Below are 23,488 nucleotides of genomic sequence, written 5' to 3'. Positions count from 1 at the left end.
GGCCTAGGACGCGAGCGCGACCAGTCGGCCGACGAGGTCCGTGAACGGGCCCTCGGCCGGCTCGTCCTTGAGCATGCGGCGCAGCAGCGTCGCCATTTCGTCGTCGTACGCCGCGCTCACCGCCGTCAGCGCCGCGAAGTCGTGGACGAGTTGCGCTTCCAGCTCGGTGCGTGGGATGCGGCGGCCGTCCAGCCAGATCAGGGCCGTCGACTCGGCGAGTGAGATCCAGGAGCGGATGACCAGTTCAAGTCGGGCGGGCGGCCGGTCGATGTCCAGATGCGCCAGGATCTGGAGATACGCGGCCTGCCGTACGCCGTCCACGAGGGCGTTGGTCGCCGAGGAGCCCACCGCGGGGCCGCCCCGCATCAACGCCGAGAATCCGGGCCCGTGTTCGTCGACGAAGTCGAAGTACCGCCGCATCACCCGCAGCAGCCGCGCGCCCAGCGGGCCATCCTGCGGCTCCACGAACCGGGTCGCCAGATCGTCGGCCGCCCGCTTCAACGCCGCCTCGTACAGGCTGAGTTTGCCGGGAAAGTAGTGGTAGACCAGGGGCCGGGAGATGCCCGCGGCCGACGCTATCTCGTCGATGGAGACCTCGTCGGGCGAGCGTCGGCTGAACAGTTCGAGCGCGACGCCGATCAACTGCTGCCGCCGCTCCTCGACACCCATCCTGCGGCGTACCTGTACCCCGGTTGTCATACGAACACCTTACCGATCGGATCCGGCCTCCAACGGGACGGTGCCGTAGGGGTGTTCACTTGTCCAGCGCCGAACTCCGTATGTCTGTGGGAGATGTGTGGAGCAGGAGTCCAGTGATCGGCAATTCGTGAATGCGTGGGCGTGCGAGGCGAGTTACTCCTCGGGCTCCATCAGCAGCCGCGCGTAGTTGGCCATCGAGCGCTGGTAGCGCGGCAGATGCGGGGCGAGCGCTCCGAGGACGAGGGCCAGCCCCTCGCGCTCCCGGCCGAGACTGGCCAGGCACAGGGCCAGAGTGGCGCGTACAGCATCGTCCAACTCGTCGGAGAGTGCGTCGAGTTCGGGCGTCAGGAGCTTGACGCCCTCTTCCGGCTGCCCGATGTTCCGCAGCGAGCTGGACAGCTGGATCTTGGTACGCCGAGCGCGATAGCCGTCGAGACCGCGGGCCAGCGCCTCCTGGTACAGGGGCACCGCCCGGTCCGAGTGGCCCGTCGAGTCCCAGGCGCAGGCCCGCTCGAACGGGCCGACGGGGCTGTCGGCGGGCAGCTCGGCGACCAGCGCGTCGATCACCGCACGGAAGTCCGCCGCATGTGCTTCGTCATACTCGTCCAGCGTGGCCCAGGCCGCCGCCACGCGTTCATCCCAGTCCTTGTCCGCGTCCTCGTCCGCAGGGCTCATGGGCATACCCTCACACAAGCGTGCCCATGGATGCGTCGGATTTGGGCGCGATTGAGCGTGGGGCGGGTGGGAGCCGTATCGAGTACAGGGCCCTTGCCAGGGCTCTCTGCGGCGTGGAGTTCATGTCGCCGGACGGGACCGGAGGAAAAGATGAGGTTGACGCGACAGAAGCTGGCCGCGGCCGGGGCCGTGGCGGTGCTGGCACTGTCGGGCTGCGGGTCCGACGACGGCGACAGCGCCAGTGTGCCGGAGACGGCGACGGGGAGTCTGGAGAGCCTGGCCGCCGAGGCGAAGTGCAAGCCGAACATCCAGACGGACGCGGACACGATCCGCCAGGCCATCTGCAAGAAGGGCGCCGAGAAGTACGTCCTCGCCACCTTCGCCACCGACCGCGGTCAGCGTGAGTGGCTGAACGGGGCGAAGGACTACGGCGGCTACTACCTCGTCGGCCGCAAGTGGGTCGCCGTCGGCGAGGAGAAGACGGTCACGGCGCTGCGCGGCACGCTCGGCGGGACCATGGAGGAGGGATCCGAGCACATGAATCCCGGCGGCAGTCACAACAGTGGCGGTCACTGACCGCACAGGTTCGGGGCAAGCGAAAGCCGGCGGTGGGAAATCCCACCGCCGGCTTCCTAGTGGTTCAGGACTACTGGCAGTCCTGGCCGCTGTTGATGCACTCGACCACCTGGTTCATCGTCTCCTCGTCGAAGAAGTTGATGAAGTCGTTGTGGTCGGTGATCGGCTTGTGCAGCTGGTCCGGGAAGCCGTCCACCGCGAACGGGTTCACGACCTGTCCGTTCTCGATCTGAGGGGCCGGAACGTCGTAGACCAGACGGGCCTGGAGCTGGGGGATGGCCTGGAAGCCGTCGGCGCAGGTGCCGTCCTCCTGTACGAAGGCCACGTGGTCACGGTGGTTGGCGCTGTCGATGTTCTGGCCGTCCCAGCAGCTCTGGAAGTTGGACGTCCGCACCACGGAGCTGCCCTCGGGGCAGATCGGGTACTTGTCCGTCAGCTGCCGGTCCTCGAAGCCGGTGCAGCTCCAGTTCGTGTTGGCGTTGGCGAGGCCGTTGGTGAAGGCCTTGGCGTCACCGGTGATGATGCGCAGGGCCTGCGGCATCGCGACGACATCGCTCGCCTTGTTGCCGACGAACTTCAGCTCCGCCTCGGTGGCTTCCTGGATCGGGCCGATGTTGCCTTCCGCACCGCCACCGAGGTCGTTCGCGTCGAACTCGTCCTCACCGTTCTGCAGGCGCAGCACCGGCCAGTAGTACGACGACTTGTCGCCCTGGTTCTGGCAGCTGGTGTCGGCCTGGAGGAACTGCTCGTCGCTGGTGAAGGCGTTGTTGTCCTGGTTGCCGACGTAGTCGTGCGTGTGCTGCGCACCGTTGTCGACACCCGGAGCGACGATCACGTTGTCCGAGTTGTGGTTGTCGTTCCCGTTGGTGCCGCAGCTGGTGGTGAAGCTGCCCGTCGAACCGGAGTCCCCGTTGGCGGGGAGCCCGTTTCCATTGACGCCCCTCGCGCCGCCGTTCGGCTGGACGGTGGTGATGTCCTGGAAGTCGGCCGCCACCGGGCCGCCCTCCTGGCCCTGGTCCTGACCGTCACCCTGGTCCTGGCCCTGGTCCTGACCGTCACCCTGGTCCTGGCCCTGGTCCTGACCGTCACCCTGGTCCTGACCCTGATCCTGACCATCGCCCTGGTCCTGGCCCTGGTCTCCACCGTTGTTGATCTGGTCGGCCGGCACACCCTCACACTGGGCCATCTGCTCGGCTCCCTGCGGGGGCTGACCGCCTGCGTTCCGGATGTTGATGCCGATCCGGTCGATGGTGGCCGTCCGCTTGGACTTCAGCGGGCCGAGGATGGCGTTGTCGACGTAGCCGGAGTCACCGGCCTGGGCCTGGCGCGTGTCCGCGAGACGCTTGTAGGCCTCCGTGACCTGCTGGTCGAGCTTCGCCAGCTCCTGGTCGACGCCGGCACGTGCGCCGTCCGGCACGTCCGTCAGCTGCTGGCCGACGTCCGGGCATTTGATCGTTGCCACCCCTGCGGCGGTCGTCTGCGCGTTCTGCGAGGAGTTTCCACCCTCGCCCGCAGAAGCGTAGATATTGGCCGCGAGCAAGCCGCCGCCACCCAGCGCGAGAGCCGCCGATGCGGCTATCGCCCGGTTGGCGAGCGTTGAGCGGCGTTTTCGGTTTGTGCGTCCCATGGAACTCCTCTGGCTTCCTTGCGGGGCATTGAGGCGCCCGACAGGAGGTGAAGCGGCGTCGTTCAATACGCAAGGGGCTCATGGGGCGTTCAGCGGCATCAGAAATTGGTGAGAGATTGGTGGAGCAATTCCGGCGCAAGGGGCCCAGAACCCCCTGTTTCAACGGCAGTTGAGGGGGGAAAGCTGAATCTGATTCAGTGAATCTTCGGTAAGAGCCCAATTCTTATACCGGCCCTCTGCCGGTCCCATGGCGTCCTCTGCCGGTTCCTTTTCAGCGGCCCTGGTCCAAATAAGCGAGAACGGCCAGTACGCGACGATTGTCGTCATCCGACACCTCAAGGCCCAGCTTCGCGAAGATGTTGGAGGTGTGCTTCGCAATGGCCCGTTCTGTCACGACCAGCCGCTCCGCGATCGCCGCGTTCGAGCGGCCCTGCGCCATCAGCTCCAGCACCTCCCGCTCACGCGGCGTCAGCCGCCCCAGCGGCCGGCTCTCCGCCTGACGCCGCGACAACAACTGCTGGATCACCTGCGGATCCATCGCGGTGCCGCCCGCCGCGACCCGGCGTACGGCGTCGATGAACTGCTCGGCGTCGAAGACCCGGTCCTTCAGCAGATAGCCGACCCCGCCGGTCCCGTCCGCCAGCAACTCCCGTGCGTACAACTGCTCCACGTGCTGCGACAGCACCAGCACCGGCAGCCCCGGTCTCGCCCGACGCGCCTCCAACGCGCACTGCAGGCCCTCATCCGTGTGTGAAGGCGGCAGCCGGACGTCGACGACGGCGACGTCCGGCTCCAACTCGGCGAGCGCCCGCGTGAGTTCGGGCCCGCTCTCCACCGCCGCCGCGATCTCGAAGTCGTACGCCTCGAGCATCCGCACCAGTCCGTCGCGCAGCAGGAAGAGATCTTCGGCTAGGACAACTCGCAAGGGATCTCCATGGTCACCATGGTGGGACCGCCCGCGGGACTGCTGACGGCCAGGACGCCGTCGAATGTACCCAGTCGCCGCTCGACTCCGGAGAGTCCCGAACCCGCCCCGATCACGGCACCGCCCCTGCCGTTGTCGGTGACGGCGATCCGCAGCATCCCCTCCGCGTGGTGCACATCGACCCAGATCCGATCCGCCTCCGCGTGCTTCACCGCATTGGTGAGGACCTCGCTGACGGCGAAGTACACGGCCGACTCGACGGGCTCGTCCGCGCGCCCCGCGAGATCCACGTCCACCTCGGTGCTGACGGGCAGCCGCAGCGCCAACGCCCGTACGGCGTCGCCCAGTCCGCGCTCGGCGAGCACGGGCGGGTGGATGCCGCGGACGAGGTCGCGCAGTTCAGTAAGGGCGTCGGCGGAGGACTTACGAGCCTGCGCGAGGAGCTGCCTGGCCTTCGCGGGGTCCTTGTCGAGGAGCGTCTCGATGGTGCCGAGATCCATACCCATGGCGACCAGCCGGGCCTGGGCACCGTCGTGCAGGTCCCGCTCGATACGGCGCAGTTCGGCCGCCGAGGTGTCCACGGCGTCACGCCGGGTCTCGGTGAGCACGCGTACGCGCTCGGCCAGTTGGCCCTGACCGCTCGCCAGTACGGAACGGGTCAGCAGGAAGTGGAAGCGCAGCAGGTGCGGGATCGTGTAGTAGCCGACGGCGAGGAGCGCACCGCCCAGTGCGGCGGCCAGCAGGGCGGTCCCTTGACCGCTGACCGGCACGAACCCGTACCACCAGCCGACCCGCGTGCCGTCCGTGAACACCCGCCACAGCCCGGCCGCCAGCGCGAACCCCTCGAAGGGATAGAGGAGCAGAGCGGTCGGGACCAGGGCGGTGACGAAGCCCGCGACCATGTCGACGGGCAGCCAGAGGAGGTCCCGCCAGGTCGCCGGGTCGCCGAGCATACGGAAGCAGCGGCTCCATGGCTTGGCGTCCTTGGGGACGGGCCGGTACGCGGGCGGGATCCGCACCCCGCTCCACTGTGCGGCCACCATGCGCCGCCAGTTCGCGAAGGCGCGAACTCCCGTCAGTACGTGGGGAGTTGTGAGGAGGCCCAGGCCTACGGGGATGAGGGCGATGGATACGACGGAGAGTACGAAGAGGACGATGGCCCCTGGCAGTGAGACGAGGGTGAGGGCCAGGGACCGTAGTCCGTCTCGCGCGACGGTGCGGGCCCTGCTGAGCTCTTTGGTGTAGGTGTCCCTGCTCATCTCGTCCATGGCTCCAGTTTTGCCGAGCCGCTGGGGAAGGTCACTGGGTCAAGCACCCGCAGAGGGGTGGGGACAGGTGCACCGTGCCAGGGGCGCCTACCTCAGCTCACAGCCCCAGTACCTTCGCCTCCACCGCCGGGTCGAGGCCCTTGGCCGTCCGGTCCGACCGTTGCGGCGCCGTACCGCCGATGCCTTGGAGCCACTTCCAGGTATCGGTCACGGTGTCGGCTACGGGCCGGCAGTCCAGTCCCGTCGCCAGCGCCCGGGAGACGTCCGCGGCGTGCAGGGCGTCGTGCAGGTCGCTGCCCGGCGGCACCCACACCGGCAGCTGGACCCACGGCTCGATACCCGCCTCCAGGATCACGTCCGGGTCGGTCCACCGCAGCTCGGCCGGACCGCTGGTGGCGCGCACACAGGCGTCGAGCAGGGTGCCCATGGTGGCGTGCCCCTGCGGGCTGATGAGGTTGTACGGTCCGCTCAACTCCTGCTCCACCGCACCGAGGATCCACTCGGCGAGGTCACGGACGTCGACGTACTGGAGGGGCAGGTCGCGTGGCCCGGGCGCCAGGACGGGCCCGCCGCGGGCGATCCTGCCCAGCCACCACGGCAGCCGTCCGACGTTCTCGTACGGCCCGAGGATCAGCCCGGCCCGCACGAGCAGCGAACGATCCGCGCCGAAGGCCTCCACGGCGGCCAGCTCGCCGCCCCGCTTGTCCCGGGCGTAGTCGGTCTGCTCGGCGTCGGTGAAGGCCCCCTCCACCAGGGGCGCCTCCTCGTCGTATCCCGCGGGCGGGGCCCAGTCGTACACCGAGCAGCTCGACACGTACACATACCGCCCGGCGCGGCCCCGCAGCAGCCGCGCCGTGTCCCGTACGGCCCGGGGCGCGGCCGACCAGGTGTCGACGACGGCGTCCCACTCTCCCTCCGCAAGGGCGGCGAGCCCGTCGGGCGCGGTGCGATCACCGTGCAGTGATCGCACACCGGCGGGAGGCGCGTGCCGTCCCCGGTGGAAGACGGTCACCTCCCAGCCGCGCCCGAGGGCCGCCTCCGCGACGGCCCGTCCCGCGAACTCGGTCCCACCCAGCAGCAGAAGTCTCATACCGGTGACTCTGCCCGGCCGGCCCGCGGGACGGAACGGGAATCTGCCATCAGCAGAGAGTCAACGCCCCGTCGGCGGCGTGTACTTGTACCCCACCCGGCGCACGGTCTGGATCACCTGCCGGTGCTCGACGCCCAGCTTGCGGCGCAGACGGGCGATGTGGACGTCGACGGTACGGCCGTCGCCCACATGCCCGTACCCCCACACCGTGGTGACCAACTGGTCGCGGGTGTACACCCGGTAGGGGTTGGTGACGAGGTGGGCGAGCAGCTCGAACTCCAGGTAGGTGAGGTCGAGCGCGCGCCCGTCCACCTCGGCGGTGCGCTGCGCGGTGTCGATCCGCACGAGCGGGTCGTCGGCGGCCCCGGCACCCGTCTCCGACCGCTCGGGCACCGCCACCGGCGGGAACGGCGGCTGCTGGTCGGCCGGGACGAGCACCAGATACCCGACCATCGGCGGCCGGCCCGGCAGGGCGGGCAGGGTGTGCGGGGGAGCGGGCAGCAGGGTGGCGCCCGGCGGCAGGAAGTCCGCCACGTCCACCACCTCGTCCCGGTCGACGGCACGCAGCCGGTGCCGGGCGGGGGCGTTCAGGGATGCGGTGGGGGAGAGGGAACGAGTGTTCGCCATGAGAGGTCAGCTCTTTTCGCGCGCGAGGTTCGTCAGGGGACGTACGTCGTTGCGCGCCGACCGAAGGCCGAGGTGCGGCTTTAGAGGGTCGGCGCGTTCACCGCGCGGCAACACTCCCGGTCGAAGACGTGGTGCTGACGGGAGGGCCAGAAGGGCTCGAGGTCATGGCGACCTGTCGCGGGGTGCTTCTGGGGGCTGGCCATGGGCCAATTGAAGCAGATGAAGCAGATGACGGTGAGGGGGCGTCCACCGTTTGTGATGGACGCCCCCTCACGGAGTCGTACGGATCAGACCTGTTCGTACGGATCAGACCCGGGTCGTACGGAGGCCGTACGGGTCAGACCTGGCCGGCCTTGTCCAGGGCCGTGCAGCAGGTGTCGACGATCAGGCGGGTCACCACATACGGGTCGACGTTGGCGTTCGGGCGGCGGTCCTCGATGTAGCCCTTGCCGTCCTGCTCGACCTGCCACGGGATACGGACCGAGGCGCCACGGTTGGAGACGCCGTAGCTGTACTCGTTCCAGGGGGCCGTCTCGTGCAGACCGGTCAGGCGGTCGTCGATGCCGGCGCCGTAGTTCTTGACGTGGTCGAGCGGCTTGGAGCCCTCGCCGAGCGACTCGCAGGCGGTGATGATCGCGTCGTAGCCCTCGCGCATCGCCTTCGTGGAGAAGTTGGTGTGCGCGCCCGCACCGTTCCAGTCGCCCTTCACCGGCTTCGGGTCCAGCGTCGCGGAGACACCGAAGTCCTCGGCCGTGCGGTACAGCAGCCAGCGGGCCAGCCACAGCTGGTCGGCGACCTCGAGCGGGGCCAGCGGGCCGACCTGGAACTCCCACTGGCCGGGCATGACCTCGGCGTTGATGCCGGAGATGCCCAGGCCCGCCTTGAGGCAGTTGTCCAGGTGCGCCTCGACGACGTCACGGCCGAAGATCTCGTCCGAGCCGACACCGCAGTAGTAGCCACCCTGCGCGGCCGGGAAGCCGCCCTCGGGGAAGCCGAGCGGGCGCGAGCCCTTGAAGAAGGTGTACTCCTGCTCGATGCCGAAGATCGGCTCCTGCGCGGCGAACTTCTCCGCGACCTCGGTGAGCGCGGCACGGGTGTTGGACTCGTGCGGCGTCATGTCGATGTTGAGGACCTCGCACATGACGAGCACGTCGTCGCCGCCGCGGATCGGGTCCGGGAAGGTGGCGACCGGCTTCAGCACGCGGTCGGAGGCGTGGCCCTCGGCCTGGTTCGTGGAGGACCCGTCGAAGCCCCAGATCGGCAGTGCTTCGCCCTTGGCGTCATCGGCCAGGATCTTCGTCTTGGAACGCAGCTTGGCCGTCGGCTCGGTGCCGTCGATCCAGATGTACTCAGCCTTGAAGGTCACGGGCCACATCCTTCGGGGTGGGTCTTGTTGCGCTCGGTCGTCACGGGCGCGCGGCGCTGCGGCACTGGGGCGCCGCGGGGTGCGGCACAGGGGTGCCGCGGGGATGACCGCAGCCTGTCAACAGGCCATTTCCCGATCATTGCTCGGCCGTGAACCCCGTGTTACCTGGTGCTTGTGGGCTGGGCGCCCGCCTTGAGAGCGGGTGGGCTCCGCCGTATACGAGGGGGTTCGCTGTCGGGTGCGGGTTGTGTGTGGTTGCTCGCGCCGTTCCCCGCGCCCCTGGGTGGGTGGTGGGTGCGGGGCGCCGTGGGTCGGTGCGTCAGCCCGTCGCAGGCCGGGCGTACGGCCCTTTGCTGGTACAGGGTCCTGGTTCTCCGAGACCGAACCTACGCGACGGGCATACGACGCACCGGCCCGCGGCCCCTCCCGCCGGCGGGCAAGTGACAGGAGCGTTCGGGCGAGGGTCGCCGCCTCTGGTCGGCCGCTGATTCCGTGCCAGTCGATGGCTTTGTTCGAATTTGGTGCCGCCTCATGTGCACCTCGCAGAGCTGGAGTGGCATCTCGCTACTCCCTTGCTCACCTGGACTTTTGGCAGCCTTTGCGGTCTGTCTCGATGTCAGTGGCGGGCAGTAAACTGGTAGCAGTGTTCGAGGGTGCCGACGGACGGTTCCCTGACCGCGACAGGAGGATGCTCGTGCCCGCTGCCGCACTCTTCCCGCTGCCCACGCAGTCCACAGCCAAGAGGCCGGTTCCGCTGGACCTGCCGTACGAGCCCGTCGAGAAGCGGCCGCTCCCGCCGGGGCGTCCGCGTGACTGGTACATCACGCACAACCGGCGCCTCAAGGCGATGCGGCTCGCCATCGCGTTGCTGGACTCCGGCGTCTACATGCCCAACCAGGCCCGCAACGAGACGATCCACCGCACGGCCGAACTCATCGGCGTCCACCCGCCGTCGGACACGACGTGTCACATGGTGCGGGCGTACATGCGCTACTCGCGCTGAGCTGCCTGACCTGATTGAGCTCAGCCGGAGCGCCGGGCGCCCTTCTTCGGGGTGCCCGGCGCTCGTGTTTGCCGTCGCCCGCACCGGCCACCGTCGCTCAGGCGTACCGCTCCAGCAGGCCCGCCACATACGCCTCCAGCCGCCCGCCCAGCACATCCGGCGTCAGATCGGCCCGGCCCAGCTCCCGCCACGGGCCCGCCAGCTTCGCCGCGTCGGGGGCGTAGGCCAGGGCGTCGAGCAGCCGCCAGTACAGGTGGTCCGGGCCGTCGGCCAGGTGCCGGCCACCCCTGGCCGCGTAGCGCTCCCGGAAACCGAGGCCGTACTCCGCGCCGTACAGCAGTGCGAGGGCCGTCGAGCTATGGGCGACGTCCAGGTCGGCGGGACCCCACGAGGTCTCCACCCAGTCGACGACACCGCTGATCCGCAGGCCGCTCCCCGAGCCGGTGAACAGCACGTTCCCCGGGTGGAAGTCGCGGTGCAGGAAGCAGCCCTCGTACGGCGGCGGGTCGCGGCGGATCACGTCCACCGCTCGTTCCCACATCGCACCCTCGGGCGCGAGCACCTGCTCCGGGGACGTCCACGCCTGGTACAGCCGCGGGCGCTCCTCGGGGACGACCCGGTGGATCCGGGCCAGTTGGGCTGCCAGCAGGTCCACCCGCGGGTCCAGGTCGTCCTCCTCGTCCACCCGGACCCGGCCCGGCAGCACGGACATCAGCAGGGACGGATGGTCGCAGTGCTCGGCGGTCGCGTCCACGCCGGTCAGCTCGGGCGCCGGCACGCCCTCCTGCCCGGCCAGCAGCGTGAGTACTTCCGCCTCGCGGGCCAGCAGCCCGGGGGCGTGCCGCCGGAAGAAGGGCTTCACGAAGGTCCGCAGGGCGAGTGCGGTGCCGTCGTCGAGGGTGAGCTGCCGCATCTGGGCGCTCCAACCGCCCGTGAGGAAAGTGGACTTGCCGACCGTACGGCCCTCCGGGAGCTGCTTGGCCACCCAGGCGCGGGTCGCCGTCCAGCCCTGCTCGCCGAGCCCGGTCAGGACGGCGGTGACGAACTCCCGCCGGTCGCCGGGGTGGTCGCGGAACCACAGGCCCAACCGGTGCTCCGCCTCGGGGAGTTCCCAGTGGGTGAACTGGGCGCGCCGGACCAGCGCCTCTGAGACGGCCTCCGTCACGCCGGACGGGATGACCTCGTCCGTGCCCGGCACCGCGAGTACCGCCCGCCCCTCGTACCCCCGCAGGACGTCGAGCGCGGGCGACTCCCGCCAGCTTCCGGGCCGCCGGATGATCTCGCTGAACCGCCCGTCACCCGCACCGAACGGCACGTCCCACGCCTCCGCCGCGTACACCGCCGGCGCGCACAGCCCCAGCGCCGCCACCCGGTCCCCGTAGTGCCGGGCGAGATCGGCCACCGTCTGGCCGCTCATGCTGAAGCCGACGAGGACCAGCGGCCCGTCCACGCGCGCGTGCGCGTCGATGACGGAGACGGCCTGCTCGAAGCGGCGGCGCAGGCTCAGCTCGGGCAGCAGGCCGGTGCTCTCCCCGTGCCCGGAGAAGTCGAAGGCGAGGGCGTGGCAGCCGTGCGCGGTGAACTCCGACAGCAACGGCAGCAGCCGCTCCTTGCTGCCGTTGCCCGCGCCGTGCAGCAGTACGGCGGTCGCCCTGGCCGACTCACCCGGGCCGATGCCGCCGGACAGCCCGCTGAGTCGTTCACCGTCGACGGTATGTGCGAAGGGGACCAGCTCACTCATACGGCCATTCACTCACGCGGCCGGGCCTCGTGACGGGCGATCACAGACCCGGCGCTCCCCACACCGGGAACCAGCGGCTCAGATCCGGCTCGAGCCGCAGGTCGTTCGCGAGTACCGCCCTGATCTGCAACTCCAAGGCACTGTCGCGCCGTTCCCTGCCACCGGGGAGCGGCGCGAAAACGTAGAAGCTACCTCTCTTGTAGAGGTACACGAGCCCGAGCGGCCGCCGCTCATCGCCACCGCCCCGAAACCCGACGACGGAGCACAGCAACTGCGGCCCGAACCCGCTGCCTTCCAGCGCACTGTTCGCCGCGTGCAGATCGCTCACCAGCGCGGGCAGGTCCTCCGGCGACCGCCGCGAGACCAGCCACGTATACCCGTACGAGTCCCGGCTCATCTCCACCGGCGGCCCCGTCCGTTCGGCATCCGCGTCCAACAACGCCCGCACTTCCTGTCGTACGTCGTCGAAGGCCGCCCCTTCGACCGTCGCGAAGCACACCGAGCCGTGCCCGGTGGGTGTGAAACCGGCCGCCGCCTCCAGAGTGATCGCGGCCGACGGCAGCGCGAAGAGCTGGTCGAGGTCGGGGGCCACCGGCTTGCTGCGGCCCAGCAGGATGTCCAGGAGCCCCATCCCGCTCAGCCCGCCTTTCCGGAGGACGACGACTCGCCCAACTCGCGGGAGATCCGGCCCAGTTGGTCGAGCCGCTCCTCCAGGCTCGGGTGGGTCGAGAAGAGGCGTTGGATGCCCGGGGTCCTGCCGGACGCGGGCGTGAAGTAGAAGGCGTTGAAGGCCTGCGCGGTCCGTAGATCGCGGGTGGGGATCTTGGCGATGTCGCCGGTGAGCTTGGTCAGCGCGGAGGCGAGTGCCGAGGGGCGGCCGGTGAGCATGGCCGCGGCGCGGTCGGCGGCCAGCTCCCGGTACCGGGAGAGCGCCCGGATGAGGAGGAAGCTGAGCGCGTAGACGGCCGCGGACACCGCCATCACCGTCATGAGCACGACGGCCGTGTTCTGGTCCTTGCGGCCGTGCCCGCCGAACACCTGGGAGTAGAAGACGAACCGTACGATCAGCCCGGCGAGCACCCCGAGGAACGAGGCCACGGTGATCACCGCGACGTCCTTGTGTGCCACATGCGACAGTTCGTGCGCCAGCACGCCTTCGAGTTCGTCCGGCTCCAGCCGCCTCAGCAGCCCTGTGGTCACACAGAGCACAGCATGATCGGGATTCCGCCCGGTGGCGAAGGCGTTGGGCATGTCCATATCGGATACGGCGACCGCGGGCTTGGGCATGTCCGCGATGGCGCACAGCCGGTCGACGACCCCATGTAGCTGGGGATACTCCTCCCGCTCCACGACCCGGCCGCGCATCGCGTACAGCGCGATCCGGTCCGAGAACCAGTACTGCGCGCCGAGCAGCCCAGCCGCGATCACCACCACCAGCACCCAAGACTTCAGCAGCACGATCAACGCGGCCACGAACGCCACGTACAACAGCCCGAGCAGGAACAGCGTGACCCCCATCCGCACGGTCAGCCGTCGGTCGGCCTGAAAGCGGCTCTGCATCACGATCACCTCGAAATCGGGCACTCGCCTCGATTCCAGTGTGCACCCGGGCATTTCCACGTACATCCATGAAAAGGTCCGGCCTTTTCCACGAAGGAGTGCCGATCTCCCCCGCTCCGGGCAAAGCCCGGGCAAGGAACATGCTCGTCAGAAATTGGAGATCACACTGGTGAGCACGTCTCTGATCGTTTCGGCCCGCCGGGCGTCGTACGCCCGCCCGCCGCTCGCGTCCGCGATCTCCTGGAGCACGCTCCGGCCGTTCTTGTCCTTCTCGTCCGCCTTGTTTCCGTAGGCGATGGTGAAGATGCGGATCTGTCGCTGGTCGGGGTCGCCGATCCGCTTCAGCAGCGATTCCTTCGACAGGCTGCCGCTGTCCTCGTTGCGGCCGTCGGTGAGCAGGACGATCGCGTTGATGGCCTTCGGGTCGTAGTCGTCGCGCATGGCCTGTGTGGTGTGGTCGAGGGTGTCGTAGAGACCGGTCGCGCCCTCCGGTTCGAGGCTGGTGACGTTCTCGGACAGGAGGTCCGCGCGGGTGCCTCCGGGCAGCTTCCCGTTGTACGGGCCGAGCGGCACCAGTTCCTTGTAGTCCTCGCCCCCGCCGAGGACGTCGGCATCGGAGAACTTCAGCAGTCCGACCCGGTCGGTGCCGGTGAACTCGCCGAACAGAGCGGGTTCGGCCTGCTCCAGAAGCCCGATCTTGGTCTCGCCCGTGCCGGGAACCGTCTCGTTCATCGACTCGGAGGTGTCGATGACGATGCGTACGTTGGCACGCCGGCGCAAGGTCGGCCAGACGTCCAGCAGATGGTCGAGCACCTCTCCGCCGGGCATCGGCATACGGGTGAACTGCGCATCGGGCAGCACTCCGTTGGCCGCGTTGAGCACCTTGGAACCCTTGGGCTCATCGCCCTTGTGGTTGCGGAATCCGTAGGGAGCGAACTCCTTGTCGAAGACGCTGGTGTTGTGCAGGTACGCGAGGAAGTCCCCGGACACCGCCTTCTGAGCGGGGCTCATCCCGTTCAGTTCGATGTACGGATGGTCGGAGAACGGGACGCCGTCCTTCGGATAGAAGGAGACCAGCGGAGTGTCCGGCTTGCTGGTCTTCTCGCAGCCCTTCTCATTGCTGAGCGCGCCGCAGGGGTAGCCCGCGTTGTAGGCCGCGACGGTGTTCTCCTCCAGGGTGACGGCGGAGATGTACGACATGGCCTTCTCCGGGCTGCTCCGGTCGGCCTGGCGGAGGTTGAAGAGGAAGGTCAGCGTCGTGTCGCCGTAATGGACCGCGGACTCCTCGATGCTCTTCGCGAACGCCCGGTTGGCGGGCTTGTCGATGTGGGGGGTGCCCAGCTCACTGCTGGTGCCCGTCTTGGCGAAGAACGCGGCGACCGTCGCGTTGAGCCCGGAGGTGGAGTACCCGGGGTTGGTCTTGCCGAGCTTGAACGCTCCCCACTCCGGCTTGTCGTGGTCCGCCCAGAAGCTGTCGGCGTTCTGGGCCCACTCCGCGAGCGTGGCCCAGTCGAACCGTCTCTCGGGCCAGTTCAGGGCATCGGCCATCGGCTTGGGCATCGCGATGGTCAGCGGGCTCTGCACGATCGATTCCGCTTGCTGCGGGAACAGGTTCTTGTTCGGCCCCGGTGCCTGGGCGCGGGCCAGGGAGAGCCAGGTGCTCCCGGCGGGCGACCACACGTCCGGCTTATTCCCGTCGGACTCCTTCCAGCCGCGGGCCAGCGCGCGCATCCCGGTACCGGAGTTGACGCCGTCGACCTCGACCTTTATGCACTGCCCCTCGGCTGAGCGGTTTCCGTAGGCCTCGGCTGCCCGCTTCAGGGGCTCCGACTTGTCGACCGAGGCGGCGATACGCAGTCTGGTGGTCGCTTCTCCGCAGTCCGACAGCGCGGAGGGTGCCTTGTCGTCCGTACCATCGTCCCGCTCCGGCAGGACGACGACCGAGATGACCGCCGCCACCGCGACGAGCGCCACGGCGGGCAGTGCTCGCTTGAGCAACTTCTGCCGGGACTCGGTACTCGGGCGTGGCCCACGCCTGGGGCGCCGGGGCGGCGGAGTGCTCGCGCCCGGCCCGGTCGCCGGCCGCTCGGGCGGCGGCGGGAGAGGGGAGCCGAGGATTTCGTCCGGCTGCGAGGCGCGGACCGGTTCGGTCCGCGGTTCGGCGGCACGAGGCGGTTCGTTCAGTTCCTGGGCGCGGGGCGGCGCGCTCGGTACCCGAACGGGCGGCTCGGCCGGTTCCTGACTGGTGAAGCCGCGGCCGAGGGTGGACTCGCCGGGCTCAGGGAGGGTGAGTGCGGCGAGGGCGGCGATGGCCACCTCCGCCGCGTTGGCCGCGGCGCGCTCCTGGGATCCGGCGGCGTCGGCGGCGTACTTCTTGCCGTCCGCGAGGTCGCTGATGCCGCGGATGATGAGTGCCTGAAGACTGTCGGCGAGCTGCGCGGCCTGAGCGAAGCCGGCACCCTCCATCTCGATGGCTGCCGCGTCCTCGTAGTGACGGTGCAGGATCTGCGTTCTGAGGTCGCTCTCCGCGTCATTGAGGACGACGTCGCCGGATGCGATCGGCTTGAAGCGGATCTTGTAGTCGGTCGAGTCGAGCTGCTCGAGCTCGCGCGCCGCGTGTTTCGCCGCATGGAGAAAACGGTGCGGGGGCGCCCAGGAGCGGGGGCGTGCACCGAAGCCGCCCGGGGACTGCTTGCCGCTCTGGTAGGGATACACGTGGTCGGGGACGACGACATCCCCGAGCCTGAGGCCTTGCACCCCGCCCGCGACGCCGACGAAGAGCACGGCTTCGACCTGCAGCTCGTTGCGGTAGCGCTCCGTCAGTACAGCGGTGCCGGAGTTCCCCGTACCGATCTCGGCGAGATGCACGCGCCACCGGGCGTGCTCACTGGCAAGAAGGTATACGTCTACATATATGCCATCTTTGAGTGCCTTGTTCTCGATGCGCTCCGCGGTGGTCCTGAGGTGCTCGTGGACGGCCCGCCGCTCCACATCGAGTGCTGTAAGGATCAACGCTGCGCGCAAAGGAAGAGCTGTCGTCACCGGCCCGACCGAATCTTGATGTTGACCTGTCTGCTGATGCCCCAAGAGGTCCAAGATACGGCATCAAGGGGGCGAACACCCTTGTTGCGGGCGGGAGTTAGGGAATGACGCCGTCTCGTTATTCAGTACGAACGGCTGAGGGCCGTTGCTCCCGGAAATCCGGGAGCAACGGCCCTCAGTGCTGACTCGAACGCTGTTTTGGACGCCTAGTCCTAGACGTCGAAGTAGAGCTCGAACTCGTGCGGGTGCGGACGCAGCTGGAGCGGAGCGATCTCGTTCGTGCGCTTGTAGTCGATCCACGTCTCGATCAGGTCGGACGTGAAGACGTCGCCCTGGAGGAGGAACTCGTGGTCGGCCTCGAGGGAGTCGAGGACGGCCGGGAGCGAGGTCGGGACCTGCGCGACGTTCGCGTGCTCCTCGGGAGCCAGCTCGTAGAGGTCCTTGTCGATCGGCTCGGCCGGCTCGACCTTGTTCTTGATGCCGTCCAGGCCGGCCAGCATCAGGGCCGCGAAGGTGAGGTACGGGTTGCCGGAGGAGTCCGGCGCCCGGAACTCGACGCGCTTGGCCTTCGGGTTCGAGCCCGTGATCGGGATACGCATGGCCGCGGAGCGGTTGCGCTGCGAGTAGACCAGGTTGATCGGGGCCTCGAAGCCGGGGACCAGGCGGTGGTACGAGTTCACCGTCGGGTTGGTGAAGGCCAGCAGCGACGGGGCGTGCTTGAGGATGCCGCCGATGTAGAAGCGGGCGGTGTCCGACAGGCCCGCGTAACCGGCCTCGTCGTAGAACAGCGGGTCGCCGTTCGCCCACAGCGACTGGTGGACGTGCATGCCCGAGCCGTTGTCGCCGAAGATCGGCTTCGGCATGAAGGTGGCCGTCTTGCCGTTGCGCCAGGCGACGTTCTTCACGATGTACTTGAAGAGCTGGAGGTCGTCGGCCGCGGCGAGCAGCGTGTTGAACTTGTAGTTGATCTCGGCCTGACCGGCGGTGCCCACCTCGTGGTGCTGGCGCTCGACCTGGAGACCGGCCTTGTTCAGCTCCAGGGAGATCTCGGCACGCAGGTCGGCGAAGTGGTCGACCGGCGGGGTCGGGAAGTAACCGCCCTTGTAGCGGACCTTGTAACCACGGTTGTCCTCGATGGCGCCGGTGTTCCAGGCGCCCGCCTCGGAGTCGATGTGGTAGAAGGCCTCGTTCGACTTGGTCTCGAAGCGGACGCTGTCGAAGATGTAGAACTCGGCCTCGGGACCGAAGTACGCGGTGTCGGCGATACCGGTCGAGGCGAGGTACGCCTCCGCCTTCTTCGCCACGTTGCGCGGGTCACGGGAGTACTGCTCGCCCGTGATCGGGTCGTGGATGAAGAAGTTGATGTTGACCGTCTTGTCGCGGCGGAACGGGTCCACGCGCGCGGTGGACAGGTCGGCCCGAAGCGCCATGTCCGACTCGTGGATGGCCTGGAAGCCGCGGATCGAGGAGCCGTCGAAGGCCAGTTCCTCGCTCGGGTCGAAGGCCTCTGCCGGCACCGTGAAGTGCTGCATCACGCCAGGCAGGTCGCAGAAGCGGACGTCTACGAACTTGACGTCCTCGTCTGCGATGAACTTCTTGGCCTCGTCGGCGTTCTGGAACATCCAGCTCCTCCTACTCCCGACCGTCCGTGCCGGGGTGGTAGTTCGTTCGTGCGGCCAGTGCGGTGGCACACGCTGAGACCCGACAATAGGGACGGGTGATTTCTCGAGCGTGACCCATTTGTTTCGCCCAAGTTAACCGACCCCGGCCCGCCTGACCCCACCTGTCCGCATATCAAAACCGGCGCAGTACCGTGGACGCGTGGACAACAGGCAAGCAATCGGATCCTGGCTCTCCGGCCCGCGCGCCGCCGCGGAGGAAGCCGGTGCCGACTTCGGATACCGGGGCGAGCAGCTCGGCCTGCCGGAGTCGGGCCCCGGCTCGATCGCCCGCCCGGGCCGACGCCTCGGCGCCCTCGCGGTCGACTGGGGACTGTGCCTCCTGATCGCATACGGGCTGCTCACCGACGGCTACAACCAGGCGACGGGCAACTGGGCGCTGCTGATCTTCTTCGTGATGAGCGTCCTGACCGTCGGCACGATCGGCTTCACCCCGGGCAAGCGCCTGTTCGGCCTGCGGGTCCTCACCCTGGACACCGGCACCGTCAACCCCCTGCGCGCCCTCCTGCGCACGGCCCTGCTGTGCATCGCCATCCCGGCCCTGATCTGGGACCGCGACGGCAGGGGGTTGCACGACCGCTTGGCGCGCACGGTAGAGGTCAGGATCTGACGCCTTCCGCACGATCGTCTCCCGTACGACGTTGGGGGCGCCCGGATCACTCCGGGCGCCCCCAACGTCGTACGGGAGAGGTCAGCGCATTTTCGGGCCGCCGCGCGGCATCCGCATCCCCTTGGGCATCGGCCCCTTCGGCAAGGGCATGTTGCTCATCAGGTCACCCAGAGCGCGCAGCCGGTCATTCGTCGCGGTGACCTGGGGACCACTCAGGACCCGCGGCAACTTCAGCATCGTCGTACGGAGCTTCTTGAGTTCGACCTGGCCCTCGCCGGTCCCCACGAGGATGTCGTGCACCGGTACGTCCGAGACAATCCGAGCCATCCGCTTCTTCTCGGCGGCCAGCAGGCTCTTCACCCGGTTCGGGTTGCCCTCGGCCACCAGCACGATGCCGGCCTTGCCGACGGCTCGGTGCACCACGTCCTGCTGGCGGTTCATCGCCACCGCCGGGGTCGTCGTCCAGCCGCGCTTCATGTTGTCCAGCACCGCGGCCGCCGCTCCCGGCTGCCCCTCCATCTGCCCGAAGGCGGCACGCTCGGCCCGTCGTCCGAAGACGATCGCCATCGCGAGGAAGGCGAGGAGGAAGCCGAGGATGCCGAGATAGACCGGGTGACCGATCAGGAAACCGATCGCGAGAAAGACACCGAGGGTGCCGATTCCGACAGCCCCGAGTACAAGACCGATCTTGGAGTCGGCCCTGCGGGTCATCTTGTAGGTCAGAGCGATCTGCTTGAGTCGCCCGGGGTTCGCAGCGTCCGCTGCGTTGTCCTTCCTCGCCATGCCGAGAAGTCTACGTGGCGCGGGAAGCGCCGACGACGGCGGTGCCGCGTCGGCGGGCGGTCACGGGCGAGGGGCGAACGACGGCTGCACGAGGGACTGCTCCATGACGCGCTGCGCCTCGACCCTGTCCTTGGCCCGGCGGCGGTCCTCCATGACGGAGGTCCATGCGTTGCGGCGGGCGGTGCGCTGGCCGCCGCTCATGAGGATCGACTCGACGGCACGGAGTGCATCGGTGAAAGACGGAATCGCTGTGGCGCGTACTGGCGCGGCCTGCATAGTGGAGGTCCCCCCTCGGATGACGGCTTTGGGATGAGTCTGTACGTGGCGTGAGAACAGAGTCACAGATTGGTGTTACCAGGGCATGACCAAGCGGTCAAACGCCAATGAAGCCTTGATACGAGGCCCGAAAACGCCGACGCGGCTCTGACGGTGGCTCCCATCTGCGGGAACGGTCAGAACCGCGTCGTATCGGACACTACTCACGGGTAATGTCTTGTGTGCGGATTCACACGATCAGCTGGCACTGCGTGCCATCGCGCAGGTCGTACGAGATCGTCAGACGGCCTGCGAGGCGACGTACGAACCTCGCTTCTCCACAGCCATCTGGTACAGGCGTCCGGCGCGGTACGAGGAGCGCACCAGCGGCCCGGACATCACGCCCGAGAAGCCGATCTGCTCGGCCTCCTCCTTCAGCTCCACGAACTCCTGCGGCTTGACCCAGCGCTCCACGGGGTGGTGGCGCACGGTCGGGCGCAGGTACTGCGTGATGGTGACCAGCTCGCAGCCGGCCTCGTGCAGCTGGCGCAACGCCTCGCTGATCTCCTCGCGGGTCTCGCCCATGCCGAGGATCAGGTTCGACTTGGTGACCAGGCCGACGTCACGGGCCTCGGTGATGACCTTCAGGGAGCGCTCGTAGCGGAAGCCGGGGCGGATGCGCTTGAAGATGCGCGGGACCGTCTCGATGTTGTGCGCGAAGACCTCCGGGCGGGAGGAGAAGACCTCGGCGAGCTGGGCCGGTTCGGCGTTGAAGTCGGGGGCCAGCAGCTCGACCTTGGTGCGGCCTGCCTCGCGGTTCGCGGTCTGGGCGTGGATCTGGCGGACCGTCTCCGCGTACAGCCAGGCGCCGCCGTCCTCCAGGTCGTCGCGGGCGACGCCGGTGATGGTGGCGTAGTTGAGGTCCATCGTGACCACGGACTCGCCCACACGCCGGGGCTCGTCGCGGTCCAGCGCTTCCGGCTTGCCCGTGTCGATCTGGCAGAAGTCGCAGCGCCTGGTGCACTGGTCGCCGCCGATGAGGAAGGTGGCCTCGCGGTCCTCCCAGCACTCGTAGATGTTGGGGCAGCCCGCCTCCTGGCAGACCGTGTGCAGGCCCTCGCTCTTCACGAGGTTCTGCATCTTGGTGTACTCGGGGCCCATTTTCGCCCGGGTCTTGATCCACTCGGGCTTGCGCTCGATGGGGGTCTGGCTGTTGCGGACCTCCAGGCGCAGCATCTTGCGTCCGTCGGGGGTGACTGCGGACACGACCGGCTCCCTGTAGCTTCGATTCTTCGGCGCACACCAGCGTACGCCCGTGTTTGATGGGCCCTTCTGTGAGGCCAACCTGTGGGCCTCGGGGTCCATTCCTTACGTCAGGCGGTCGCCTTCTCGATCTCCCGCGGCTTCAGGTCCGCGTTCTCCAGTACGCCCCGCAAGTGCTTCTCGGCCACCGGCAGGACCTCGGTGATCGTGACCTCGCGCCCCAGCTCGTACGCCAGTGACGTGACGCCCGCGTCCCGGATCCCACACGGGATGATCTTGTCGAAGCTGGAGGTGTCCGGGTTCACGTTCAGGGCGAAGCCGTGCATCGTGACGCCCTTGGCCACGCGGATGCCCACGGCGCAGATCTTGCGGTCCTCGCGGCGCTGACCGGCGTTCGAGGGGGCGTACTCGGGGCCGTTGAGCCGCGGGTCGAACTCGTCGTCCGTAAGGCGTGGGTCGAAGTCCAGGGAGAGTCCTCCCGCCCGTCGCCCGCCACCACCCTCAGCCGAAGCGCTGCGCGCTGCCCCTCCATATCGGGCGGGGCGCTGTTCCACGGGGTCGCCGAGTATCCACACGCCCGCGCGGCCCTCGACCCGTGAGGTCTCGAGGCCGAAGTCGGCGCACACGCGGATCATCGCGTCCTCGAGGCGGCGCAGATGGGCGACGACGTCGACCGGGCGCGGCAGCTTCTGGATCGGGTAGCCGACGAGCTGGCCGGGGCCGTGCCAGGTGATCTTGCCGCCGCGGTCCACGTCCACGACCGGGGTGCCGTCGAGGGGCCGCTCCTCGGGCGCGGTGCGCCGGCCCGCCGTGTAGACCGGCGGGTGCTCCAGGAGCAGACAGGTGTCGGGGATCTCGTCCTGGAAGCGAGCGGCGTGCACGCGGCGCTGCTCGTCCCAGGCCTGCTGGTACTCGACGGAGTCCGCTCCGAAACCCATCCGGACGAACCGCAACTCACCCACGGCAAACGCCTCCCTGGAAGACCCGTAAGGCACGTACGCGCCCCACGCCACTGTACGTCCGGGCTCTGGCCGGCCGAGTTCGGCCCTGTGCCGAGCCGAGTTCGGCCCTGCCCGTCCGGTGCCGTCACCCTCCGGGTAATCCTCACACGATCGGATGAATGCGTATCGAAGCGTGTGATGGCGCACTCACGGACCGCTACATTCGCGCCGTTCACGAGGCCACTTCACCGAGGCCTGGAAGGCAGGAGCTCGCACCGCAGATGACGGAACGACCCGCGCAGCGCATCCCCAACCGTCAGCTCGCCGCACTGATCGCAGAAGCGGGGTTCTCCAACGCGGGACTCGCCCGTCGCGTGGACCAGCTCGGTCTCGAGCACGGGCTTGACCTGAGATACGACAAGACGTCGGTGACCCGCTGGCTACGCGGCCAGCAGCCGCGCGGCACGACACCGGCACTGATCGCCGAGGTGTTCACACGCCGGCTCGGGCGCCGGCTCACCGCGCAGGATCTGGGCCTGGACGCCTGCGCCCCCGTGTACGCGGGGCTCGAGTTCGCGGCCACGCCCGAGGAGGCCGTGGACATCGTCAGCGGACTGTGGCGCAAGGACTCCGGGAGCCACGCGGAACTGCGCAAGATCGCGTTCACCCCGGCGGGGCTCGTCGTGCCGAGCCGGGACTGGCTGATCGGGCGGCCCGACGACCGGGTGGGCCGCGCCGGGGACCCCACGGTCGTACGGGTGCCCGCGCAGGGCCGCCCGGGCGTCGTGCCCCGGCTGCGTACGCAGGCCGAGCGGCAGACCGAGCGCGAGCCCGGGCAGCGGGTGACCGCGGGCGACATCGCGGCGCTGCGGAAGGTCGGGGAGCTGTTCCGGGCGCTGGACCACGCCTACGGCGGCGGCCACGCCCGGCAGGCCCTGGTGCGCTATCTGGAGCACGAGGCGGAGCCGATGCTGCGGGGCACGTACGGGGAGCAGACCGGGCGTCAACTGTTCGCCGCCGCCGCCGATCTCACCCGGCTCGCCGGCTGGACCTCGTACGACATCGCCGCGCACGGACTGGCCCAGCGGTACTTCGTGCAGGCGCTGCGGCTTGCGCAGGCGGCGGGGGACCGGGCGTACGGGTCGTACGTCCTGGTGACGATGAGCCGGCAGGCCGTGTACCTGGGCCACGGCCGGGAGGCGGTGCAGCTGGCGCGGGTCGCCCAGCAGGGCGTGGGCTCGTCCGCGCCGTCCGTCGTGCAGGCGCTGCTGCACGCGGCCGAGGCGCGCGGGCACGGGGTGCTCGGCGAGGTACGGGCCTGCACGGCGTCCCTCGTACGCGCGGAGCGGGCGCTGGAGGTGGCCCGGCCCACCGACGACGTCCCGTACTGGGCGCACTTCTTCGATCAGGCGCAGCTCGCGGACGAGTTCGGGCACTGCCACCGGGACCTCCAGCAGTACCGCGCCGCCGCCCAGCACGCCGAACGCTCCCTCCAGCTCCGGGCTCCCGGCTACGCCCGCAGCCGCCTCTTCTGCCGCGTCGTCCTCGCCACCGCCCGCCTCGGTCTCGGCGAACTCGACCAGGCCTGCCAGCTGGGCGCGGAGGCGGCGGCCCAGGCCGCCGAGATGCGCTCGGTGCGGGCGGTGGAGTACGTACGGGACTTCGAGCGGCGGCTGGAGCCGTATCGGGACGCGGCGCCCGTGCGGGGGTATCGCGACAAGGTGGCCGCGCTCGGGTAGTGGTGCGGGGTTGGAGGTC

General features: G+C 69.0%; 21 protein-coding genes. 4 read left to right on the top strand and 17 right to left on the bottom strand.

What is annotated here, in order from left to right:
* Positions 1 to 3: 3 nt before the first annotated feature.
* Both ACYVO6_RS22905 and ACYVO6_RS22900 read right to left on the bottom strand, forming a co-directional pair.
* On the bottom strand, positions 4 to 699 hold the full coding sequence (locus tag ACYVO6_RS22905) for a TetR/AcrR family transcriptional regulator (protein ID WP_461063964.1): 696 nt from the start codon (positions 697 to 699) through the stop codon (positions 4 to 6).
* A gap of 153 nt (positions 700 to 852) precedes the next feature.
* Entirely contained in the window at positions 853 to 1,374 is a 522-nt protein-coding gene (locus tag ACYVO6_RS22900) for a tetratricopeptide repeat protein (RefSeq protein WP_461063962.1), read from the bottom strand.
* A gap of 150 nt (positions 1,375 to 1,524) precedes the next feature.
* Between ACYVO6_RS22900 and ACYVO6_RS22895 the strand changes: the two genes are divergently transcribed.
* Entirely contained in the window at positions 1,525 to 1,950 is a 426-nt protein-coding gene (locus tag ACYVO6_RS22895) for a hypothetical protein (protein WP_461063960.1), read from the top strand.
* A gap of 70 nt (positions 1,951 to 2,020) precedes the next feature.
* Here the strand turns inward: ACYVO6_RS22895 and ACYVO6_RS22890 are convergent, their stop codons facing one another.
* From ACYVO6_RS22890 to glnII, 6 genes are all read right to left on the bottom strand, one after another.
* Positions 2,021 to 3,577, bottom strand: a complete 1,557-nt coding sequence (locus ACYVO6_RS22890) for a DUF1996 domain-containing protein (protein WP_461063958.1) — start codon at positions 3,575 to 3,577, stop codon at positions 2,021 to 2,023.
* A gap of 271 nt (positions 3,578 to 3,848) precedes the next feature.
* On the bottom strand, positions 3,849 to 4,502 hold the full coding sequence (locus ACYVO6_RS22885) for a LuxR C-terminal-related transcriptional regulator (protein WP_461063956.1): 654 nt from the start codon (positions 4,500 to 4,502) through the stop codon (positions 3,849 to 3,851).
* A complete protein-coding gene (locus ACYVO6_RS22880) occupies positions 4,487 to 5,761 on the bottom strand; it encodes a sensor histidine kinase (protein ID WP_461064044.1) in 1,275 nt (424 codons plus the stop codon). Before ACYVO6_RS22880 ends, ACYVO6_RS22885 begins: the two co-directional genes overlap by 16 nt.
* A 106-nt stretch (positions 5,762 to 5,867) precedes the next feature.
* Positions 5,868 to 6,860 (bottom strand): SDR family oxidoreductase, encoded by a 993-nt coding sequence (locus ACYVO6_RS22875; protein ID WP_461063954.1) that lies wholly within the window; start codon positions 6,858 to 6,860, stop codon positions 5,868 to 5,870.
* Between the two features lie 60 nt (positions 6,861 to 6,920).
* Positions 6,921 to 7,487 (bottom strand): winged helix-turn-helix domain-containing protein, encoded by a 567-nt coding sequence (locus ACYVO6_RS22870; RefSeq protein WP_461063952.1) that lies wholly within the window; start codon positions 7,485 to 7,487, stop codon positions 6,921 to 6,923.
* 337 nt (positions 7,488 to 7,824) lie between these two features.
* Positions 7,825 to 8,853 (bottom strand): glutamine synthetase, encoded by a 1,029-nt coding sequence (glnII, locus tag ACYVO6_RS22865; RefSeq protein WP_461063950.1) that lies wholly within the window; start codon positions 8,851 to 8,853, stop codon positions 7,825 to 7,827.
* Positions 8,854 to 9,547: 694 nt separating this feature from the next.
* On the opposite strand from glnII, the gene ACYVO6_RS22860 reads away from it, so the two are divergent.
* A complete protein-coding gene (locus tag ACYVO6_RS22860; RefSeq protein WP_461063948.1) occupies positions 9,548 to 9,856 on the top strand; it encodes a hypothetical protein in 309 nt (102 codons plus the stop codon).
* A 97-nt stretch (positions 9,857 to 9,953) separates the two neighbouring features.
* On the opposite strand, the gene ACYVO6_RS22855 is transcribed toward ACYVO6_RS22860, so the two are convergent.
* The 5 genes from ACYVO6_RS22855 to glnA form a co-directional block, all read right to left on the bottom strand.
* Positions 9,954 to 11,597 (bottom strand): alpha/beta fold hydrolase, encoded by a 1,644-nt coding sequence (locus ACYVO6_RS22855; RefSeq protein WP_461063946.1) that lies wholly within the window; start codon positions 11,595 to 11,597, stop codon positions 9,954 to 9,956.
* Positions 11,598 to 11,637: 40 nt separating this feature from the next.
* Positions 11,638 to 12,228 (bottom strand): PspA-associated protein PspAB, encoded by a 591-nt coding sequence (gene pspAB, locus ACYVO6_RS22850; protein WP_461063944.1) that lies wholly within the window; start codon positions 12,226 to 12,228, stop codon positions 11,638 to 11,640.
* Positions 12,229 to 12,233: 5 nt separating this feature from the next.
* Entirely contained in the window at positions 12,234 to 13,157 is a 924-nt protein-coding gene (gene htpX / locus ACYVO6_RS22845) for a zinc metalloprotease HtpX (protein ID WP_461063942.1), read from the bottom strand.
* Positions 13,158 to 13,304: 147 nt separating this feature from the next.
* On the bottom strand, positions 13,305 to 16,169 hold the full coding sequence (locus tag ACYVO6_RS22840) for a phosphorylase family protein (RefSeq protein WP_461063940.1): 2,865 nt from the start codon (positions 16,167 to 16,169) through the stop codon (positions 13,305 to 13,307).
* 242 nt (positions 16,170 to 16,411) lie between these two features.
* On the bottom strand, positions 16,412 to 17,821 hold the full coding sequence (gene glnA, locus ACYVO6_RS22835) for a type I glutamate--ammonia ligase (protein WP_461063937.1): 1,410 nt from the start codon (positions 17,819 to 17,821) through the stop codon (positions 16,412 to 16,414).
* Positions 17,822 to 18,020: 199 nt separating this feature from the next.
* Here glnA and ACYVO6_RS22830 point away from each other — a divergent pair, with 199 nt between their 5' ends.
* Entirely contained in the window at positions 18,021 to 18,488 is a 468-nt protein-coding gene (locus tag ACYVO6_RS22830; RefSeq protein WP_461063935.1) for an RDD family protein, read from the top strand.
* An 81-nt stretch (positions 18,489 to 18,569) separates the two neighbouring features.
* Here the strand turns inward: ACYVO6_RS22830 and ACYVO6_RS22825 are convergent, their stop codons facing one another.
* The 4 genes from ACYVO6_RS22825 to lipB all read right to left on the bottom strand — a co-directional run bounded on the left by ACYVO6_RS22825 (position 18,570) and on the right by lipB (position 21,751).
* Positions 18,570 to 19,271 (bottom strand): DUF4191 domain-containing protein, encoded by a 702-nt coding sequence (locus ACYVO6_RS22825; protein ID WP_461063933.1) that lies wholly within the window; start codon positions 19,269 to 19,271, stop codon positions 18,570 to 18,572.
* Between the two features lie 60 nt (positions 19,272 to 19,331).
* Entirely contained in the window at positions 19,332 to 19,547 is a 216-nt protein-coding gene (locus ACYVO6_RS22820) for an SCO2195 family GlnR-regulated protein (protein WP_461063931.1), read from the bottom strand.
* Positions 19,548 to 19,826: 279 nt separating this feature from the next.
* Complete coding sequence (gene lipA / locus ACYVO6_RS22815; RefSeq protein WP_461063929.1) at positions 19,827 to 20,792, bottom strand: lipoyl synthase; 966 nt, start codon at positions 20,790 to 20,792, stop codon at positions 19,827 to 19,829.
* Between the two features lie 107 nt (positions 20,793 to 20,899).
* Positions 20,900 to 21,751 (bottom strand): lipoyl(octanoyl) transferase LipB, encoded by an 852-nt coding sequence (gene lipB, locus ACYVO6_RS22810; protein ID WP_461063927.1) that lies wholly within the window; start codon positions 21,749 to 21,751, stop codon positions 20,900 to 20,902.
* Between the two features lie 260 nt (positions 21,752 to 22,011).
* Between lipB and ACYVO6_RS22805 the strand changes: the two genes are divergently transcribed.
* On the top strand, positions 22,012 to 23,469 hold the full coding sequence (locus tag ACYVO6_RS22805; RefSeq protein WP_461063925.1) for a regulator: 1,458 nt from the start codon (positions 22,012 to 22,014) through the stop codon (positions 23,467 to 23,469).
* The last annotated feature ends 19 nt before the right edge of the window (positions 23,470 to 23,488 follow it).

The organism is Streptomyces pseudoechinosporeus, assembly GCF_054783935.1.
The sequence above is the reverse complement of the archived record's forward strand: the minus strand, read 5'-3'. Positions and strand labels throughout refer to the sequence as shown.